Genomic DNA, 17,821 nt, shown 5'->3' with positions numbered 1-17,821 from the left:
CGGCACCGGGACGCGGCCGCCGACGACAAGGACCCACCGCGAATATCGTGACTGTGCGGGGGCCGTGCAGGGTGTCCCGCCCGGTCCATCGACACGCGTCCGGGTGTGTCCCGATAGCATGGTCGCGGCCGGGCACTGCCCCGGCTACCGATCGACGGACGAGCCGTCACCGCACCGGGTAGCCGGGAATGGCGGTCCGTCCGAAGCCGAGCGAGCCGGAGCGGATCCGGCCGCGGAAACCCGAGGAGAGCGCCACCGTGACCACCACAGCCCCCCGCAGCCCAGTCACCCCCGTCCGGGTGCCGGCCGGGACTACGGCGGGCGCCGCGGTTCGCGAGGCGGGTTTGCCGACCAAGGGCCCGGAGTCCGTGGTGGTCGTCCGGGATGCCGCGGGTGATCTGAAGGATCTGTCCTGGGCTCCGGAACTCGATACCGAAGTCGTCCCGGTCGCCGCGAATACCGAAGACGGCCGCAGTGTGATCCGGCATTCGGCCGCGCATGTGCTCGCCCAGGCGGTGCAGCGGGAGTTCCCCGAGGCGGTGCTGGGCATCGGACCGCCCATCAAGGACGGCTTCTACTACGACTTCCGGGTCGACCGCCCCTTCACTCCCGAGGATCTGGCGAAGCTGGAGACCCGGATGAAGAAGATCGTCAAGGGTGCGCAGCGCTTCTCCCGGCGTGTGGTCGAGGTGGATCAGGCGCGTATCGAACTGGCGAAGGAGCCGTTCAAACTCGAACTGATCGGGGACAAATCCGGGATCGACGATCCGGAGATCATGGAGGTCGGCGGTAACGAGCTGACCATCTACGACAATCTCGACCCGCGCAGCGGCGAACGTATCTGGGGCGATCTGTGCCGCGGTCCGCATATCCCCACCACCAAGTTCATTCCGGCCTTCAAACTGACCCGCAGTTCCGCCGCCTACTGGCGCGGCGACCAGAACCGTGAAGGCCTGCAGCGCATCTACGGCACCGCCTGGGAATCGGCGGAGGCGCAGGACGAATACCTGACCCTGCTCGCCGAGGCCGAGAAGCGCGATCACCGCAAACTCGGTGCGGAACTGGATCTTTTCTCGTTCCCCGACGAGCTGGGTTCGGGCCTGCCGGTGTTCCATCCGAAGGGCGGCATCATCCGCAAGGAGATGGAGGACTACTCGCGGCGGCAGCATGTCGAAGCGGGCTACGAGTTCGTCAACACCCCGCATATCACCAAGGCGCATCTGTTCGAGACCTCCAAGCACCTCGAGTGGTACGCCGAGGGCATGTACCCGCCCATGCATCTGGACGCCGAGCTGAACGAGGACGGCACCGTCCGGAAACCGGGCCAGGACTACTACCTCAAACCGATGAACTGCCCGATGCACAACCTGATCTACCGGTCGCGGGGCCGGTCGTATCGGGAACTGCCGCTGCGGTTGTTCGAATTCGGTTCGGTGTACCGGTACGAAAAGTCCGGTGTGGTGCACGGCCTGACCCGGGCCCGCGGCTTCACCCAGGACGATGCACATATCTACTGCACCCAGGAACAGGTCGTCGAGGAACTGACCGGCACCCTGCGGTTCGTGCTCGACCTGCTGAAGGCCTACGGCCTCGACGATTTCTACCTGGAACTGTCCACCAAGGACCCGGAGAAGTACGTCGGCTCCGACGAGCTGTGGGACGAGGCCACCGCGACCCTGCGCCAGGTCGGTGAGGCCTCCGGGCTGGAACTCGTCCCCGATCCGGGCGGCGCCGCGTTCTACGGCCCGAAGATCTCGGTGCAGACCCGGGATGCGCTGGGCCGCAACTGGCAGATGTCGACCATCCAGCTCGACTTCTTCGAACCCGGCTTGTTCGACCTCGAATACACCGCCTCCGACGGCACCAAGAAGCAGCCGGTGATGATCCACCGCGCGCTGTTCGGGTCGATCGAACGCTTCTTCGGTGTACTCACCGAGCACTACGCGGGCGCGTTCCCGGCCTGGCTGGCGCCGGCGCAGGTGGTCGGGATCCCGGTCGCCGATACCTTCGTCGAACATCTCGACGGTGTGGTCGCGCAGCTGCGGTCGGCCGGTGTCCGCGCGGAGGTGGACCGCGGTGACGACCGGATGCAGAAGAAGATCTTCAACCACACCGCGCAAAAGGTGCCGTTCATGCTGCTGGCCGGCGCGCGGGATGTGGAAGCGGATGCGGTGAGCTTCCGGTTCCGCGACGGAACCCAGGTCAACGGGGTGCCGGTGGCCGATGCGGTACGACTGGTCGTGGACTGGGTGCATCGCCGGGACAACACCTCACCCACCGCGGAATCGGTACGTCCACTGGTGGACGGTGCGGGCGGTGCGCCCGAGTGATACCGGGTCCGCCCGGGCGGGGAAAGGGTATGGATTATGAGTGAGCGCACGGTGCCGGACGGTCTGACCGGATCGGAAACCGCTGCGGCCGAGCGGGCCGAGGAGATCGTGGACCGCGGTGCGGGCGAACCGGACCGGTTGCAGCGGTTGTGGACGCCGTACCGGATGTCCTATATCGCGGAGGCCGCCACGTCGGCGCCCAAGGGCGCGACCGGTCATCCCTTCACCGATATCCCCACGATGTCCGATGAGGACGGGCTGGTCGTGGCCCGCGGTGAACAGGTGTACGCGGTGCTGAACCTGTACCCCTACAACCCCGGGCACATGATGGTGGTGCCGTATCGGCGGGTGGCGAATCTCGAGGATCTCACCGCCGCCGAGGCCGCGGAGCTGATGGAGTTCACCCAGCGCGCCATCCGGACGATGAAGAAGGTGTCGCGGCCGCACGGTTTCAATGTGGGGCTCAACCTGGGCGGGGTCGCCGGTGGTTCGCTCGCCGACCACCTGCATCAGCACATCGTGCCCCGCTGGGGTGGGGACGCCAATTTCATCACCGTGATCGGTGGAGCGAAGGTTATGCCGCAATTGCTCCGCGAAACCCGGGCCTTGCTGGCCGCGGCCTGGGCGGAGGCGTAGATGAACAGCTGGGGGCGTAGGTGCTGAGCATCTTCGGGCGGGCGACCTTCGCCAAGGCCACCGCGCCGCTGGGGAAGGCGCTGGTGAGTACCGGGCTGACCCCGGACGCCGTCACGCTGATCGGCACCGCTGCGTCGATCGCGGCCGCTGTCACGCTGTTCCCCACCGGGCACCTGTTCTGGGGGACCATGGTGATCTGGCTGTTCGTCATGTTCGACATGCTCGATGGCGCGATGGCCCGGGCGCGTGGCGGCGGTACCCGCTACGGCGCCGTCCTCGACGCCACCTGCGATCGGGTGGCCGACGGCGCGATCTTCGGGGGTCTGGCCTGGTGGGCGGTGTACCACGAGCAGAGCAAACCGCTGTTCGTCGCCACCCTGGTGGTGCTGGTGACCTCGCAGGTCATTTCCTATGCGAAGGCGCGTGCCGAGGCCAGTGGCCTGTCCGCCGACGGCGGGCTCATCGAGCGGCCGGACCGCCTGGTGATCGTGCTCGTCGGGGCCGGGCTGACCGGTATCGGCGGCTACTGGGGGATCGAATGGCTGACCTGGGCGGTACATGTGGCCATGTGGATTCTGGCCGTGCTCAGTATCGTCACCGTGGCCCAGCGGGTGCTGGCGGTGCGTAATTCGCCGGGTGCCCGCGAGATCCTGGGCGCATCTAATTCGGGAACGGAGCAGCCGTCGTGAGCGGGTGGCGGGCAAATCTGAGTGACCGCGGGTATGCCGCCGGCTGGCGCCTGGTGCGGGCCCTGCCCGAATCCGTAGCGCGCACAGTGTTCGACCGCGGCGCCGATTTCGCGGCTCGTAACGGCGGGCCCGCGCAGTTGCGGCGCAATCTCGCCCGCGTGCTCGGGACCACGCCCGAAGCGGTGCCCGGCGAACTCGTCCGGGCGAGTATGCGTTCCTATGCCCGGTACTGGCGGGAAGCGTTCCGGTTACCGGCCATGGATCACCGGGATCTGGTGGAATCCGGCCGGGTCGTCGTCGAGGGCCTCGAGCATCTCGATGCCGCGCTGGCCCGCGGCCGGGGTGTGGTGTTCGTCCTGCCGCATTCGGGGAACTGGGATATGGCCGGGACCTGGCTGGTGCAGAACTACGGAACCTTCACCACCGTCGCCGAACGGCTGAAACCGGAATCGTTGTTCGAGCGCTTCGTCGCCTACCGGGAAAGCCTCGGATTCGAGGTGTTCCCGCTGACCGGCGGCGAACAACCCCCGTTCGGCGCGCTGGCCGAACGACTCCGCGCGAACAAAGTGGTGTGCCTGATGGGGGAGCGCGACCTGACCGGGCGCGGGGTCCCGGTGACCTTCTTCGGCGAACGCACCTGGATGCCCGCGGGGGCAGCGAAACTCGCGATCGAAACCGGTGCCGCGCTGATGCCGGTGCACGTCTGGTTCACCGTCGACGACACCGGCCGCGAAGGCTGGATGGTGCGCACACAGGAACCACTCGATGTATCCGGTGGCGTCGACGCCGCGACCCAGGCGCTGGCCGATTGTTTCGCCGCCGGCATCGCCGACCACCCTGCCGACTGGCATATGTTGCAGCCGCTGTGGGAAACGGATCTGTCCGAGGTGCGGCTGGACCGGATCGCCGCCGAACAGGCGCGGCGCGGTAGCAGGCCGGTCGGCTCCGAGGAAGATTTCGCCCGATGAAGATCGGCATGGTCTGCCCCTATTCGTTCGATGTTCCGGGGGGCGTCCAGGCGCATGTGGTGGAACTGGCGCAGGTTTTCCGGGAGCGCGGGCACAAGGTGAGCGTGCTGGCGCCCGCGTCGGACAGTACCGAGCTTCCCGATTTCGTGGTGTCGGCCGGACGTGCCGTCGCCATCCCGTACAACGGGTCGGTGGCCCGGTTGTCGTTCGGGCCCACGGCATATACGCGGATCCGGAAATGGATCGAGGGCAACGATTTCGATGTGTTGCATATCCACGAACCGAACGCGCCGAGCCTGTCGATGCTGGCCCTGAAGGTGGCCGAGGGGCCCATCGTGGCCACCTTCCACACCTCCACCACGAAATCGCTGTTACTCGCCACCTTCCAGGGTGTACTGCGGCCGTATCACGAGAAAATCAGTGGGCGGATCGCGGTTTCGGAACTGGCCCGGCGCTGGCAGGTCGAGGCGCTCGGCTCGGATGCGGTGGAGATCCCGAACGGCGTCGATGTGCAGGCATTCAGCCGGGCACCGCTGCTGCCCGGTTATCCGCGACCCGGGCGGACCGTCCTGTTCCTCGGTCGCTACGACGAACCCCGCAAGGGAATGCAGGTTCTGCTGGGCGCACTACCGGCCCTGGTCGCCCGCCACCCCGATGTCGAGATCCTCGTCGTGGGCCGCGGTGACGAGGCCCGGCTGCGCCGGGAGGCCGGACCGCTGGCCCGGCATCTGCGCTTTCTCGGACAGGTGACCGATACCGAGAAGGCTTCGGCCATGCGGAGCGCGGATGTCTACGTGGCGCCGAACCTGGGCGGGGAGAGTTTCGGCATCATCCTGATCGAGGCCATGGCTGCCGGGACCGCGGTGATCGCCAGCGAACTGGACGCGTTCCGGCGAGTCCTGCGCGACGGTACGGCCGGTGTGCTGATTCCGACCGGTGATTCCACCGCGCTGGCCGGTGCGCTCGACGAGCTGCTCACCGACGATTCCCGCCGGGCGGATCTGGTGCGTACCGCGACCCAGGTGGTCGGGTCCTACGACTGGCCGGTGGTGGCCGAACAGATCCTGCGGGTCTACGAAACCGTGGTGGTCGGCGATCTGCGGGTCCGGGTGGCCGAATGATCACCTTCTCCGCGACCACCGTCCTGGTTCTCGCGCTGATCGCCGGGCTCGTCGTGGCGCTGGGTGTCTGGGCCTACTCCACGGCGAACCGCCTGGACCGGCTCCATGTGCGCACCGATCTCGCCTGGCACGCGCTCGACGGGGCACTGGCGCGCCGGGCCGTGGTGGCGCGCGCGGTCGCGGTCTCGCTGTCCGGTCCCGCCCTGCCCGACCCCGGCGCAGACCCGAAACCCGCCGAACTCGCCCGCCGTCTGACCGTCCTCGCCGACCGGGCCGAACGCACCGGACGTGACGACCGCGAAGCGGTGGAGAACCAGCTGGCCGTCACCCTGTCGGCCGTGGATATCGCCGGGCTGCCCCCTCAGCAGGTCGCCGAACTCGCCGACGCCGAAGCCCGCGTGCTGATAGCCCGCCGGTTCCACAACGACGCCGTCCGCGACACCCTGGCACTGCGCACACGCCGTCCGGTGCGCTGGCTGCGCCTGGGCGGTACCGCGCCGATGCCCACCTACTTCGAGATCGCGGAACGTGCCACCCCGGCGGCCGCGACCGGCCTGGACGTCGACACCACCCGGGTCTCGGCGCGGGTCGCGATCCTGGATGAGCAGGACCGGATCCTGCTCATGCGCGGCCACGACCCGATGCTCCCGGAGGTGTCGTTCTGGTTCACCGTCGGCGGCGGTGTGGAACCGGGGGAGAGCCTGCGGGCGGCGGCGGTCCGCGAACTCCACGAGGAAACCGGCTACACGGCCGATCCGGCCGCTCTCCGCGGCCCCCTGTGGCGCAGGGTGGCGGTCTTCCCGTTCAACGGCGACCTGATCCGCTCCGAAGAACTCTTCTTCGCCCTGCGGGTCACCGAGTTCGCGCCCGAAGCCACCGACCTGACCTATGTCGAACAGCGTTCGATCACCGGCAGCCGCTGGTGCGGTCCGGCCGATATCCGGGCCCTGGACGCCGCCGGGGAAACGGTGTACCCGTACCACCTCGACGAGTTGCTTCCCGAAGCCGCTCGGGCCGCCGATGCGGATACCGACCCGGAAGTCCGCTCCATCCGTTGACCCGGACACTCCCGGACCCGCGCGCACGCAGTACTGTGACGGGTTTCACTCGGCGTGATAACGTCAGCGCAGTTTGACGCACCGAGGTTGTGTCGATTCGGTGTGTGGAGGTGAAGAAGTGTCCTACATCCTGTTCGATTACCTGTTGCCGATTCTCGGACCCAGCGCCGCTGAGTACTGGGCGAAGCTGCTGGTGGTCAACCCGATCTGAGTCGGTTTTCCATGCCCCGCCGGGCCGGTGTCGCACCGGCCCGGCGGTGTTTTATCCGGTCCAGTTTTCCGGGTGGTGCGCATAACAGCAGGTCGTGATCAGTCCAGTGCGCGCAAACTGGATATGAAGGCCGTTTCGGGGCGCCCCTAGAATCGTGGTGTTCATCGACGATTTCCCTGCACCGGACACAGGAGCTGCCGTGACCACGCCCGAGACCGCCCAGACCACCGAAGCGACCCGCGAGGCCGGTACCGCCCGGGTGAAGCGCGGTATGGCCGAGATGCTCAAGGGCGGGGTGATCATGGATGTGGTCACCCCGGACCAGGCCAAGATCGCCGAGGACGCCGGCGCCGTCGCGGTGATGGCGCTCGAACGGGTGCCCGCCGATATCCGTGCCCAGGGCGGCGTCTCCCGGATGAGCGATCCCGACATGATCGACGGGATCATCGAGGCCGTATCCATCCCGGTGATGGCCAAGGCCCGGATCGGGCATTTCGTCGAGGCGCAGGTCCTGCAGAGCCTCGGGGTCGATTACATCGACGAATCCGAGGTCCTCACCCCCGCCGATTACGCCAATCACATCGACAAATGGCAGTTCACCGTGCCGTTCGTCTGCGGTGCCACCAACCTCGGTGAGGCGCTGCGCCGGATCACCGAGGGTGCGGCCATGATCCGCTCCAAGGGCGAGGCCGGTACCGGCGATGTCTCCAACGCGACCACTCATATGCGTCAGATCCGCCAGCAGATCGCCCGGTTGGGCGCGCTGCCGGCCGACGAACTCTACGTCGCCGCCAAGGAACTGCAGGCGCCCTACGAGCTGGTTCGCGAAGTCGCCGAAACCGGGAAGCTGCCGGTGGTGCTGTTCACCGCGGGCGGTATCGCCACCCCCGCCGATGCCGCGATGATGATGCAGCTCGGCGCCGAGGGTGTGTTCGTGGGCTCGGGCATCTTCAAATCCGGCAACCCCGAACAGCGCGCGAGCGCCATCGTGAAGGCCACCACCTTCTACGACGACCCCGATGTGCTGGCCAAGGTCTCCCGCGGTCTCGGCGAGGCGATGGTCGGTATCAACGTGGAGGACATCGCCCAGCCGCACCGGCTGGCCGAACGCGGCTGGTAGCGGGTCGCGCTGTCATGCCCTCGCCTCGGGATTCCGGCGTGAGGGCGTGGCCTACTCGTTCTCGGCGATGCTCTTCATCGCCTTCCATCTGTGGGTGATGCCGCCGCCGGCGTGCAGGGCGGCGGCGACCATGACCGCTTCGGCGATATGCAGAACGGGCATTGCGTGGTCACCGCGACCCCGACCGCGATCAGCTCACGCGTGGCGAGATCGAGGTTTCCGGTGTTCTTGCCGAACACGGCTTTGTCGAACCCGAAGAACGCCGACACCATTTCGCTCAGCTGGAGCTTGTGCGCAGGGCCGGACGGTCCGGGTGGTCCCAGCGGACGAAATAGTCCGGAGGGTCGGGGTGTTCGCGGTCGTGGGCCAGGAGTGCGGGGACGGTCCATACATCCGCTGCCGGTGTGCCGCGGCTGAGCGCGGCCGGGCTGAGATCGAGCCGGACAGTGAGGTCGAAAGGGAGGTCGCGGCCCAGCAGCATCGGGCCCGCGACGAACACCACGGTGCCCGGGCGAGCGCGGCGGCGGACCGCGCGGGCGGAGCGGTCGGCCGCTTCGTCCCAGAGCGCGGGCAGCCACTGCCTCTCCGTGCGCAACGGGTCGAGGACTTCCCGCCGCAGCGCCGCATAGTCGAACCAGCCGGTCCGGTAGGCGATGTCGTCCCGGCCGAATTCCATGCGCAGCGAGGCGGGCCGGACGAAATCGTGCAGCGAAACCGTTTCGGCGGGAACGCCGTCGGCGCGGAGGCGACCGGCAGTCAGCCGGGCGAACGCAACCGGGTGCGCGGCATCGGCGCCGTCGACCGCGACCAGTTGCCCGCCGGTATCGCGTAACCGCCGGGCGACCTGCTCGGCGAGCGCGTCCTGAGTGATCGGGGTGAAACGCGGCATCGGTTCATCAGAGCAGGTCCGGCGGTGCGGGCGGTGACCGGGATTACCCGCCGGTGAATCATGGGAAATAAGGCTCTTCGGGCTAATCTCAGCGAATGGCGACTATCGAAGAGGCATTGGAGCTCGAACGCCTCGAACGCGATATCTTTCGCGGCGCGTTCCCCAAGACCCAGCTCCCCCGCACCTTCGGCGGGCAGGTGGCGGGTCAGGCGCTGGTCTCGGCGGTGCGCACGGTGGAGCCGCGGTTCCAGGTGCATTCGCTACACGGCTACTTTCTCCGTCCCGGAAACCCGGAAGCACCCACGGTCTACATGGTGGACCGAATCCGGGACGGCCGTTCCTTCTGCACCCGCCGGGTCACCGGTGTCCAGGACGGGGACGCGATATTCACCATGTCCGCGTCCTTCCATATCGGTGACGAGGGTCCTTCGCACCAAGACGAGATGGCCGATGTGGCACCGCCCGACGATCTCCCCGACGCCGAGACCTCCATGGATCCCGAGCGCCTGTGGGCGATGCGGGAATGGGAGCACTGGGATATCCGGCCGGTCCCGCAGGAGCAGGTGACCCAGCGCCCCGGTGTGGTGTCACCGCAGCAGGTGTGGTTCCGGTACCGGCATCCACTGCCCGACGATCCGCTGTTCCATGTGTGCACGCTCGCCTATATGAGCGATATGACGCTGCTCGGTTCGTCGAAGGTCACGCATCCCGACGAACCCACACAGAACGCCTCGCTGGATCACGCCATGTGGTTCCTGCGCCCGTTCCGCACCGACGATTGGCTGCTGTACGACCAGTCCTCGCCGTCGGCCGGTTTCGGCCGGGCGCTGACCGGCGGGAAGATCTTCGATCGCAGCGGCCGGCTGGTCGCCGCGGTGGTTCAGGAAGGGCTGATCCGCAACCTGCGGAAGTGAACACCGGTCAGAGCTCGGCGTGACCACGCGCACACCGGCCCGCCTCGTAAGCTGGCACGAGTGAACGATACTGCGGTTTCCCGGGACAGCCGGCCGGATGTCGATGTCGTGGCGTCCACCGACCGGCCCACCATCGGCGTGCTGGCGCTGCAGGGCGATGTCCGCGAGCACGTCGCGGCGCTGGACCTGTGCGGCGCCGATCCGGTACTGGTGCGCCGTCCGGCCGAGCTCGCCGCGGTCGACGCGCTGGTACTGCCGGGCGGGGAATCGACCACGATCAGCAAACTGCTGCAGGTATTCGAACTGCTCGAACCAGTGCGGGAACGGCTGCGCGACGGTATGCCCGCGTTCGGGTCGTGTGCCGGCATGATCCTGCTGGCCGACGAGGTACTCGATACCCGCCCCGATGCCCAGCACCTGTCCGGTATCGATATGACCGTGCGCCGCAATGCTTTCGGCCGGCAGGTCGATTCGTTCGAAACCGATCTCGAGTTCGCCGGGGTGGACGGCGGTCCGATGCGGGCGGTGTTCATCCGGGCGCCGTGGGTGGAACGGGCCGGTGACGAGGTCGAAGTGCTGGCCCGAGTGCCCAGCGGGCCTGCCGCCGGCCGGATCGTGGCGGTACGCCAGGGCGCTGTGCTGGCCACCTCGTTCCATCCCGAGGTCACCGGCGACCATCGCGTGCACCGGCTGTTCGTCGATCTGGTTCGCGACCGCTGAGCTGCTCACCGGCCGCCGTGCGAGTAGGGTGACGGAATTGTCCGCCCGGCCAGCCGGTAGCGTGAACCAGCAGACCAGCCATCGACCTGAAGGAAGTAGGGAATGAGCGGCCACTCCAAATGGGCCACCACCAAGCACAAAAAGGCGGCGATCGATGCGAAGCGCGGCAAGCTGTTCGCCAAGCTGATCAAGAACATCGAGGTGGCGGCCCGCACCGGTGGCGGCGATCCGGAAGGCAACCCGACTCTGTTCGACGCCATCCAGAAGGCGAAGAAATCCTCGGTTCCCAACGACAACATCGAGCGGGCACGCAAACGTGGCGGCGGTGAAGAAGCCGGCGGCGCCGACTGGCAGACCATCATGTACGAGGGCTACGGCCCCAATGGTGTCGCGGTCCTGATCGAATGTCTCACCGACAACCGGAACCGGGCGGCGGGCGAGGTCCGGGTGGCGATGACCCGCAACGGCGGCAATATGGCCGATCCGGGTTCGGTGGCGTATCTGTTCCACCGCAAGGGCCTCGTCACGCTGGAGAAGAACGGTCTCTCCGAGGACGATGTGCTGATGGCGGTGCTCGATGCCGGTGCCGAAGAGGTCAACGACCTCGGTGAATCGTTCGAGATCATCAGCGAGCCCGGCGATCTGATCGCGGTGCGTTCGGCCCTGCAGTCGGCCGGTATCGACTACGACTCCGCCGAATCCGGCTTCCAGCCGTCGGTGAGCGTCGCGGTGGACGTCGAAGGTGCCCGCAAGGTGTTCAAACTGGTCGACGCGCTCGAGGACAGCGACGATGTCCAGAACGTGTACACCAATGTCGACCTCTCCGACGAGGTCCTCGCCGAACTGGACGACTGATCCGGGGCGATCGGTTCAGCCTCGGCTCATGGCCGCCCTCGGGTTCACAGCGGTAGAGCGTGCCCGGGCTGAGCGGCTACACGAACCGGCTCGCGGGGTCGGACCGCAGCCGGGTTCGTGTTCGGTCGTGAGCCGAGGGTCTTCGGCCGGTCTCCTCGGCAGCCGGTCGGCTGTTGTCTCCGCTCACGATCGTCGTGTTCGTGCCGGCGGCAGCCGAGGCCGGTTCCTGCTCCGGGTGATTCCGCCGTACCGGCCGAAGCCTCGTGCGTGCACGCTTTCTGGGTCGTCAAGACCGGGGCAGCGTGCAGAGCGGGGCGGCGTTGTGCGCACTTCGCGTGCGAACAGGCGATCCGGTCATGCCGGGCTCGCGTTCACGTAGTAGTCCCGCATGGCGGGGTAGTAGTCGCCGAATTCGGGAAGGTCCGCGCCGATGAGTGCGCTGCCGAGCATATCCAGGTAGTACTCCCAGCCGGGGCCGGCTTCGCCGGCGATCTCCGGCGCTGTCAGATGGTGGGTGAACACCAGCCGTCTGCCCGTCGCGTTCGGTCAGCGCGGCCTCGAGATGCCAGCTGCCGTGTTCGTCGACGGTGCGCAGGGAGAGGTGGTGCGGCGGAGTGCAGGCGTCGATCGTGAAGTCGGCCCACGGCTGTTCTTCTTCGTAGGCCAGCTGGACCTGGATGGTCCGGCCCGGCCCCGCTTCGCCTTTCCACGGTCCGAACCAGCGGGCGGTGCGTTCGGATTCGGTGATACTTGCCCACACATCGGTGATGGGGGCGCGGTAGGTGCGGGTGAGGATCAGATCCTGTCCGTCCGGTGTTTTCTGCAGGCGTCCGCTCGGTCGGAGGGTCATGCGGAATTCTCCTTGTGTTCGGGTGTATCGGGTTCTGCGGTCTGCCGACCGGGCATTTCTTGTTCGGCGCGGTGCTCCCGGCGGGCCCGGTAGACCTCGGTGGTCAGTGCGTCCAGGCGGTGTTCCCAGCCGGTGGGCCGGTCGAGTGTGTCGATCCAGGAGCGCAGTTCCCGCAATGGCGCCGCGTCCAGGGAGTAGTACCGTTGCCGGCCCACCAGATCGTCGTGCACGAGTCCGCTGTCGCGGAGCACTCGCAGGTGGCGGCTGATCGCCGGCCGGCTTATCGGGAACTGTGCGGCAATCGCGCCGGCCGTGAGGCGGGTACCGCGCAGCATCGTCAAGATCTCGCGCCGGATCGGGTCGGCGATTGCCGCGGCTGCCTCGTCCACAGCAAAAGCGTAACCATCTAGTTACGCATCTGTCCAGACCTTCGAGGTATCGATCGGATGAGGGTGCGTGTGCCGCGCCGGCCGGATACCGGCCGCGGTTGCACAATGACGGCATGGTGGCTGTGACGGTCGTACGCGGAGATATCACCGAACAGCAGGTCGACGCGGTGGTCAATGCCGCGAACTCCGAACTGCTGGGTGGTGGCGGCGTGGACGGTGCCATCCACCGCCGCGGCGGGCCCGCGATTCTCGCCGAATGCCGGCAACTACGGGCGACCGAGTACCCGCGCGGCCTACCCACCGGACAGGCCGTGGCAACGACAGCCGGTGAACTGCCGGCGCGCTGGGTCATCCACACCGTCGGCCCGGTGTGGTCGGCCCGCGGGGACCGCGCGGCGCAGCTGGCACCGCTGCTGGCGTCGTGTTACCGCGAATCGCTGCGGGTCGCCGTGGAACTGGGAGCCAGAAGTGTGGCGTTTCCGGCGATCTCCACCGGCGCCTACCGCTGGCCCATGGACGACGCGGCGCGTATCGCGGTCGGCACTGTCCGAGAGGAGAGCCCTGCCGCGATCGAGGAAGTGCGCTTCGTGCTGTTCGACGCCGCAGCATACGATGCCTTCTCCGGTCAGTTGGCTCGCTGACCCCACCGGGGGCCGCCGGTGGGGAGGCGGGGGCCCGTGTCACTGTCGTCCGGAAATCCCGCGCTGCACTAGACTTCGAACAACTGTTCGTTCTGGGAAAGGTTGTGCGGGTGCGGGTGATGGGCGTCGACCCCGGGCTCACCCGGTGCGGGATCAGCATGGTCGAAGGGGGATCGGGTCGTACCGTGCGCGCCCTCGCCGTGGACGTGGTGCGGACCCCGGCCGAAATGGACCTGGCCCAGCGGCTGCTGCGGATCGCGGACGCCGCCGAGGACTGGATGCGGACCCATCGGCCGGAGGTGGTGGCCATCGAGCGGGTCTTCGCCCAGCACAATGTGCGTACCGCCATGGGGACTGCGCAGGCGGGCGGAGTGATCGCGCTGGCAGCCGCGCGCCGCGATATCCCGGTGATGTTCCATACTCCCAGTGAGGTGAAGGCCGCCGTGACCGGTCACGGCGGGGCGGACAAGAAGCAGGTGACCGCCATGGTCACCCGGATCCTCGGGCTCGCCGAGCCGCCGAAGCCCGCCGATGCCGCCGACGCGCTGGCGCTCGCCATCTGCCATTGCTGGCGGGCGCCGCTGATCGAGCGGATGGCGGCTGCCGAGGCCCAGGCCGAACGGGCCCGCCGGCAGTACACCCAACGACTGGAACAGCAGCGGAAGGCGGTGCGCGGGTGATCGCGTCCATTCGCGGCGAGGTTGTCGAACTCGCCCTCGATCACGTGGTGCTCGAATCCGGCGGGGTGGGCTACCAGCTCAATGCCACTCCGGCCACTTTGGCGGCCCTCACCCGCGGCGAAGAGGCCCGGCTGCACACCGCGTTGATCGTGCGCGAGGATTCGATGACCCTCTACGGGTTCGCCGATACCGAAGCTCGTGATCTGTTCGGCCTGCTGCAGACCGTATCCGGGGTGGGCCCGCGCCTGGCCATGGCAGTTCTGGCGGTCCTCGAGCCCGAAACTTTGCGTAAGGCGCTGGCCGCCGGTGATATCGCGGCACTCACCCGGGTGCCCGGAATCGGGAAGCGCGGAGCCGAGCGGATGGTCGTGGAGCTGCGGGACAAGGTGAACCTGGTGCCGGTCCCGGCGGATTCACCGGGCATCGCGCCGGCCCCGGTCCGCACCCCGGTGCGCGAACAGGTGGTGGAGGCCCTGATCGGCCTCGGTTTCCCGGTGAAACAAGCCGAGCCGGCGATCGACGCGGTCCTCGCCGAACAACCGGACGCGGACAACTCGACCGCGCTGCGTGCCGCGCTCGGGATGCTGGCATGAGCGCGCCGGGCCCCGCGAAGACAGCGAAACGTCGCCACCGACGGCCCCCGAGCCTGTCCGGGGGATACGACGTGAGCGCGCCGGGCACGGCGGTGGTCGCGAAGCGTCGCCACCGCCGGCCTTCGCGAATGCCCGCTCTGCACGGCGAGAATCGTTAGGCAGTCATGGATTACGACAACTCCCCGGGAGCGGAGGATTCTCCGGTCAGCGCCGGCTACCTGCCCTCGGACGGCGATATCGAAACGGGACTGCGGCCCACCTCGCTGGACGGTTTCATCGGCCAGCCACGGGTGCGGGAACAACTGTCGCTGGTACTCCGCGGCGCCCGGGCGCGCGGCGGCACCCCGGACCATATCCTGCTGTCCGGCCCACCCGGCCTCGGTAAAACCAGCCTGGCCATGATCATCGCGGGCGAACTCGGCACCGCGCTGCGGATCACCTCCGGCCCGGCACTGGAGCGGGCCGGAGATCTGGCCGCCATGCTCAGCAATCTGGTGGCCGGGGATGTGCTGTTCATCGACGAGATCCACCGGATGGCGCGGCCGGCGGAGGAGATGCTGTATCTGGCGATGGAGGATTTCCGGGTCGACGTGGTGGTCGGCAAAGGTCCCGGCGCGACGTCGATACCGCTGGAGATCGCGCCGTTCACCCTGGTCGGGGCCACCACCCGGTCCGGTGCACTGACCGGGCCGCTGCGCGACCGGTTCGGTTTCACCGGGCATATGGATTTCTACGAACCGGACGAACTGCTGCTCATCGTGCAACGGTCCGCGCAGATCCTCGGGGTGGATATCGACCCCGACGCCGCGGCGGAGATCGCCGGACGGTCCCGCGGTACGCCGCGTATCGCCAACCGGCTGCTGCGCCGGGTTCGCGATTATGCCGAGGTGCGCGCCGACGGCTGGATCACCCTCGCGGTGGCCCGGGCCGCGCTGGAGGTCTACGACGTGGATGTGCTCGGCCTGGACCGGCTGGACCGGGCGGTGCTGAGCGCCCTGGTCCGCGGTTTCGGCGGGGGACCGGTCGGTGTGTCCACGCTGGCGGTCGCGGTCGGGGAGGAGGCCACCACCGTCGAGGAGGTATGCGAACCGTTCCTGGTGCGGGCCGGGATGGTGGCGCGGACGCCGCGCGGCCGGGTCGCCACCGCAGCGGCCTGGTCCCATCTCGGGTTGACACCCCCGCCGGATCTCACGTTCGGCGCACTCGAGGTCCGCGGTCGCGAACCCCAGCCCACACTCGACCTCTTCGACCGGTAACCACCGGTAGCACTCCGCCGATCGCCGCGGCGGGTCACCGGCACGTGGGGCGCCGTCGGATGCAGCGAAGCCGCGGACGCGGCGGATACCGCGAGCGTGGTGCGCGTGACGATCGGCGGCCGGGCTGCGACGCTACAGGCGGCCCGGGGAGCAGGGCTACCGCCGCGCGGGGGCTGGGTGCACAGGCGGTTCGTTGCCGTGGCGGCACCGGGCCCGACACGATGTGCACCCTCGCCGCTCTGTCGCTTTACGCTTGGCCCGCCACCGGGGGGACGGCTGCATGCTCTGCCGACCGGCACCCTCTCGGCCTACGCGACGGGCTCGCCGAATCCGGCAGACCGCACCGGTTCGATATCGGACCACCGAGGGGCGGCGACGGCGGCGCAGGGCGGGCTGACCGCCGGCCGATGCGGCAGTTCAGACTCCGAGTTCGGCCCGGACCCGTAGCAGGAAAGCGTCCACCTCGTCGGGATCGTAACCACGGTTCAGCCAGGTACCGCCCGGCCGGAGCCCGCCCCGGAGTCGTTCGGCGCTGAGGGGGGCCCGCCCGGCCAGCACCGCAGCGATATGGTCGAGCAGATCGTCGACATCGTCCATCCGATAGCCGCGGCGGCCCCACGGCGCGGTCGTGAACGTGATGTGGTGCACATCCTCGGGCGTCATGCCACGATTATGTCCGTAACCGGTTGCCCGGCAGTTGGTTCGCCGGGATCGTGGTTGCACTCACCGCATGGGCCGGCCGCGGCCGGATCCCACTTTTCCGGCGTGCGGGTGTGGCGCCCCGCCGAGGAACTGGCAGACTGTGTGCGTACCTGTCCCTCTCCCACCAGATCAGGAACTGACTTCGACCATGGATTTCCTGTTTCCGCTCATACTGGTTGCGCTGCTCGTGCCGATGTTCCTCGGTATGCGCCGCCAGAAGAAAGAGGCCGACAAGGTCACCCAGATGCAGGACAGCCTGAAGGTCGGTGACCGTGTCACCACCACCTCGGGCCTGCTCGGGACCGTGGTCGAGGTCGACGACACCACCGTCGATCTGGAGATCGCCGAGGATGTCGTGACCACATGGTTGCGGCTGGCGGTCCGGGATGTGCGCAGCGATGACGAGGCCACCGACGAGGCCACCGCTGCCGATGCCGCCGGCGACGATGCCGCCGTGACGGCCGATTCCGCGCCCCCGGTCGAATCCGCTGCGTCCGTCGCGGAGGAAACCCCGAAGCAGACCGAGACCCGGCTGACCAAGGACTGAATTCCACGGCCCGGCCACCGGACCGGATACCCGGGCGACCGGTGGCCTCGGCGTGTGCCCAGCCGATCGACGCGGGCGCGCCCGTATCGGCCGGCCGTTCCACCCAGAACTTCCGCCTAGGAGATGACGACCTGTGCCACCGTCCCAGGGATCGGCGCATCAACTCCGCTGGCTCGCCCTTTTCGGCGTGCTGGTGGCCGCGATCTACGCGCTGGTGTTCTTCACCGGTGACAAATCACCGGCGCCCAAACTCGGCATCGACCTACAGGGCGGTACCAGGGTCACGCTGACCGCCCGGACACCGGACGGTAACCGGCCCAGCCAGGACAGCCTGACCAAGGCCCAGGAGATCATCGAGAACCGCGTGAACGGCCTCGGTGTTTCCGGTTCCGAGGTCGTGATCGACGGCGACAACCTCGTGATCACCGTTCCCGGTGACGACAGTCAGCAGGCCCGTACGCTGGCGACGACCGCCAAGCTCTATATCCGCCCGGTACTCCAGGCGGTCCCGGCGCCCGGCAGCCCCCAGGCCCAGCAGGCGCCCGGCCAGCCCACCGCGCCGGCCGTTCCCCAGGCTCCCGCGCCCGCTCCGGCCCCGGAGGTACCGCCCGTCGGCGACGGAGCCGGCGCACCGGCCGTGCCCGAGCAGCCG

19 protein-coding genes and 2 pseudogenes are annotated in these 17,821 nt (G+C 68.3%); 16 read left to right on the top strand and 5 right to left on the bottom strand.

Going from position 1 to position 17,821, the window contains the following annotated elements:
• The first annotated feature begins 257 nt into the window (after positions 1 to 257).
• The 7 genes from thrS to pdxS all read left to right on the top strand — a co-directional run bounded on the left by thrS (position 258) and on the right by pdxS (position 8,133).
• A complete protein-coding gene (gene thrS / locus ON22_RS16240) occupies positions 258 to 2,330 on the top strand; it encodes a threonine--tRNA ligase (RefSeq protein WP_033242290.1) in 2,073 nt (690 codons plus the stop codon).
• Positions 2,331 to 2,366: 36 nt separating this feature from the next.
• Complete coding sequence (locus ON22_RS16235) at positions 2,367 to 2,966, top strand: ATP adenylyltransferase (protein WP_051157699.1); 600 nt, start codon at positions 2,367 to 2,369, stop codon at positions 2,964 to 2,966.
• A gap of 20 nt (positions 2,967 to 2,986) precedes the next feature.
• Positions 2,987 to 3,655 (top strand): phosphatidylinositol phosphate synthase, encoded by a 669-nt coding sequence (pgsA, locus tag ON22_RS16230; RefSeq protein ID WP_033241556.1) that lies wholly within the window; start codon positions 2,987 to 2,989, stop codon positions 3,653 to 3,655.
• Entirely contained in the window at positions 3,652 to 4,623 is a 972-nt protein-coding gene (locus ON22_RS16225; RefSeq protein ID WP_051157698.1) for a phosphatidylinositol mannoside acyltransferase, read from the top strand. The genes pgsA and ON22_RS16225 overlap by 4 nt, the downstream gene beginning before the upstream one ends.
• Complete coding sequence (locus ON22_RS16220) at positions 4,620 to 5,744, top strand: glycosyltransferase family 4 protein (protein WP_033241557.1); 1,125 nt, start codon at positions 4,620 to 4,622, stop codon at positions 5,742 to 5,744. Before ON22_RS16225 ends, ON22_RS16220 begins: the two co-directional genes overlap by 4 nt.
• Complete coding sequence (locus ON22_RS16215; RefSeq protein WP_033242293.1) at positions 5,744 to 6,802, top strand: NUDIX hydrolase; 1,059 nt, start codon at positions 5,744 to 5,746, stop codon at positions 6,800 to 6,802. The genes ON22_RS16220 and ON22_RS16215 overlap by 1 nt, the downstream gene beginning before the upstream one ends.
• Positions 6,803 to 7,212: 410 nt before the next feature.
• The gene (gene pdxS / locus ON22_RS16210; protein WP_033242294.1) at positions 7,213 to 8,133 is read left to right on the top strand and encodes a pyridoxal 5'-phosphate synthase lyase subunit PdxS; all 921 of its coding nucleotides are present in this window, start codon (positions 7,213 to 7,215) and stop codon (positions 8,131 to 8,133) included.
• Between the two features lie 179 nt (positions 8,134 to 8,312).
• Here pdxS and ON22_RS38545 read toward each other — a convergent pair.
• Both ON22_RS38545 and ON22_RS16205 read right to left on the bottom strand, forming a co-directional pair.
• Positions 8,313 to 8,405: pseudogene (locus ON22_RS38545) on the bottom strand (hypothetical protein); the annotation flags it as partial.
• A 5-nt stretch (positions 8,406 to 8,410) separates the two neighbouring features.
• The gene (locus ON22_RS16205; RefSeq protein WP_033241558.1) at positions 8,411 to 9,022 is read right to left on the bottom strand and encodes a nucleoside/nucleotide kinase family protein; all 612 of its coding nucleotides are present in this window, start codon (positions 9,020 to 9,022) and stop codon (positions 8,411 to 8,413) included.
• Positions 9,023 to 9,117: 95 nt separating this feature from the next.
• Here ON22_RS16205 and ON22_RS16200 point away from each other — a divergent pair, with 95 nt between their 5' ends.
• From ON22_RS16200 to ON22_RS16190, 3 genes are all read left to right on the top strand, one after another.
• Positions 9,118 to 9,936 carry an acyl-CoA thioesterase gene (locus ON22_RS16200; RefSeq protein WP_033241559.1) on the top strand — a complete coding sequence of 273 codons (819 nt, stop codon included), beginning with the start codon at positions 9,118 to 9,120 and terminating at the stop codon, positions 9,934 to 9,936.
• Between the two features lie 108 nt (positions 9,937 to 10,044).
• Positions 10,045 to 10,656 (top strand): pyridoxal 5'-phosphate synthase glutaminase subunit PdxT, encoded by a 612-nt coding sequence (pdxT, locus tag ON22_RS16195; RefSeq protein WP_033242295.1) that lies wholly within the window; start codon positions 10,045 to 10,047, stop codon positions 10,654 to 10,656.
• Between the two features lie 102 nt (positions 10,657 to 10,758).
• A complete protein-coding gene (locus ON22_RS16190) occupies positions 10,759 to 11,511 on the top strand; it encodes a YebC/PmpR family DNA-binding transcriptional regulator (protein ID WP_033241560.1) in 753 nt (250 codons plus the stop codon).
• A gap of 286 nt (positions 11,512 to 11,797) precedes the next feature.
• On the opposite strand, the gene ON22_RS16185 is transcribed toward ON22_RS16190, so the two are convergent.
• Both ON22_RS16185 and ON22_RS16180 read right to left on the bottom strand, forming a co-directional pair.
• On the bottom strand, positions 11,798 to 12,361 hold the full coding sequence (locus ON22_RS16185) for an SRPBCC domain-containing protein (protein ID WP_255218537.1): 564 nt from the start codon (positions 12,359 to 12,361) through the stop codon (positions 11,798 to 11,800).
• Positions 12,358 to 12,750: a metalloregulator ArsR/SmtB family transcription factor gene (locus tag ON22_RS16180; protein WP_051157697.1), complete on the bottom strand. Its 393-nt coding sequence runs from the start codon at positions 12,748 to 12,750 to the stop codon at positions 12,358 to 12,360. The genes ON22_RS16185 and ON22_RS16180 overlap by 4 nt, the downstream gene beginning before the upstream one ends.
• A gap of 113 nt (positions 12,751 to 12,863) precedes the next feature.
• Between ON22_RS16180 and ON22_RS16175 the strand changes: the two genes are divergently transcribed.
• The 4 genes from ON22_RS16175 to ruvB all read left to right on the top strand — a co-directional run bounded on the left by ON22_RS16175 (position 12,864) and on the right by ruvB (position 15,920).
• Complete coding sequence (locus ON22_RS16175) at positions 12,864 to 13,391, top strand: O-acetyl-ADP-ribose deacetylase (RefSeq protein ID WP_033241561.1); 528 nt, start codon at positions 12,864 to 12,866, stop codon at positions 13,389 to 13,391.
• Between the two features lie 110 nt (positions 13,392 to 13,501).
• Complete coding sequence (gene ruvC, locus ON22_RS16170) at positions 13,502 to 14,071, top strand: crossover junction endodeoxyribonuclease RuvC (RefSeq protein WP_033242297.1); 570 nt, start codon at positions 13,502 to 13,504, stop codon at positions 14,069 to 14,071.
• The gene (gene ruvA, locus ON22_RS16165) at positions 14,068 to 14,664 is read left to right on the top strand and encodes a Holliday junction branch migration protein RuvA (RefSeq protein ID WP_033241562.1); all 597 of its coding nucleotides are present in this window, start codon (positions 14,068 to 14,070) and stop codon (positions 14,662 to 14,664) included. The genes ruvC and ruvA overlap by 4 nt, the downstream gene beginning before the upstream one ends.
• Positions 14,665 to 14,828: 164 nt before the next feature.
• A complete protein-coding gene (gene ruvB, locus ON22_RS16160; RefSeq protein WP_033241563.1) occupies positions 14,829 to 15,920 on the top strand; it encodes a Holliday junction branch migration DNA helicase RuvB in 1,092 nt (363 codons plus the stop codon).
• A 417-nt stretch (positions 15,921 to 16,337) separates the two neighbouring features.
• Here the strand turns inward: ruvB and ON22_RS16155 are convergent, their stop codons facing one another.
• Positions 16,338 to 16,583, bottom strand: a complete 246-nt coding sequence (locus tag ON22_RS16155) for a DivIVA domain-containing protein (protein WP_033241564.1) — start codon at positions 16,581 to 16,583, stop codon at positions 16,338 to 16,340.
• Positions 16,584 to 16,770: 187 nt separating this feature from the next.
• On the opposite strand from ON22_RS16155, the gene yajC reads away from it, so the two are divergent.
• Positions 16,771 to 17,169 (top strand): preprotein translocase subunit YajC, encoded by a 399-nt coding sequence (gene yajC / locus ON22_RS16150; protein ID WP_033241565.1) that lies wholly within the window; start codon positions 16,771 to 16,773, stop codon positions 17,167 to 17,169.
• A 133-nt stretch (positions 17,170 to 17,302) separates the two neighbouring features.
• Positions 17,303 to 17,821 (top strand): annotated as a pseudogene (locus ON22_RS16145) (protein translocase subunit SecD); the annotation flags it as partial.

Origin of the sequence: Nocardia carnea NBRC 14403, assembly GCF_000308515.1 — a bacterium.
GTDB classification, from domain to species: domain Bacteria; phylum Actinomycetota; class Actinomycetes; order Mycobacteriales; family Mycobacteriaceae; genus Nocardia; species Nocardia carnea.
This window is presented reverse-complemented; position numbering and strand designations above follow the sequence as displayed.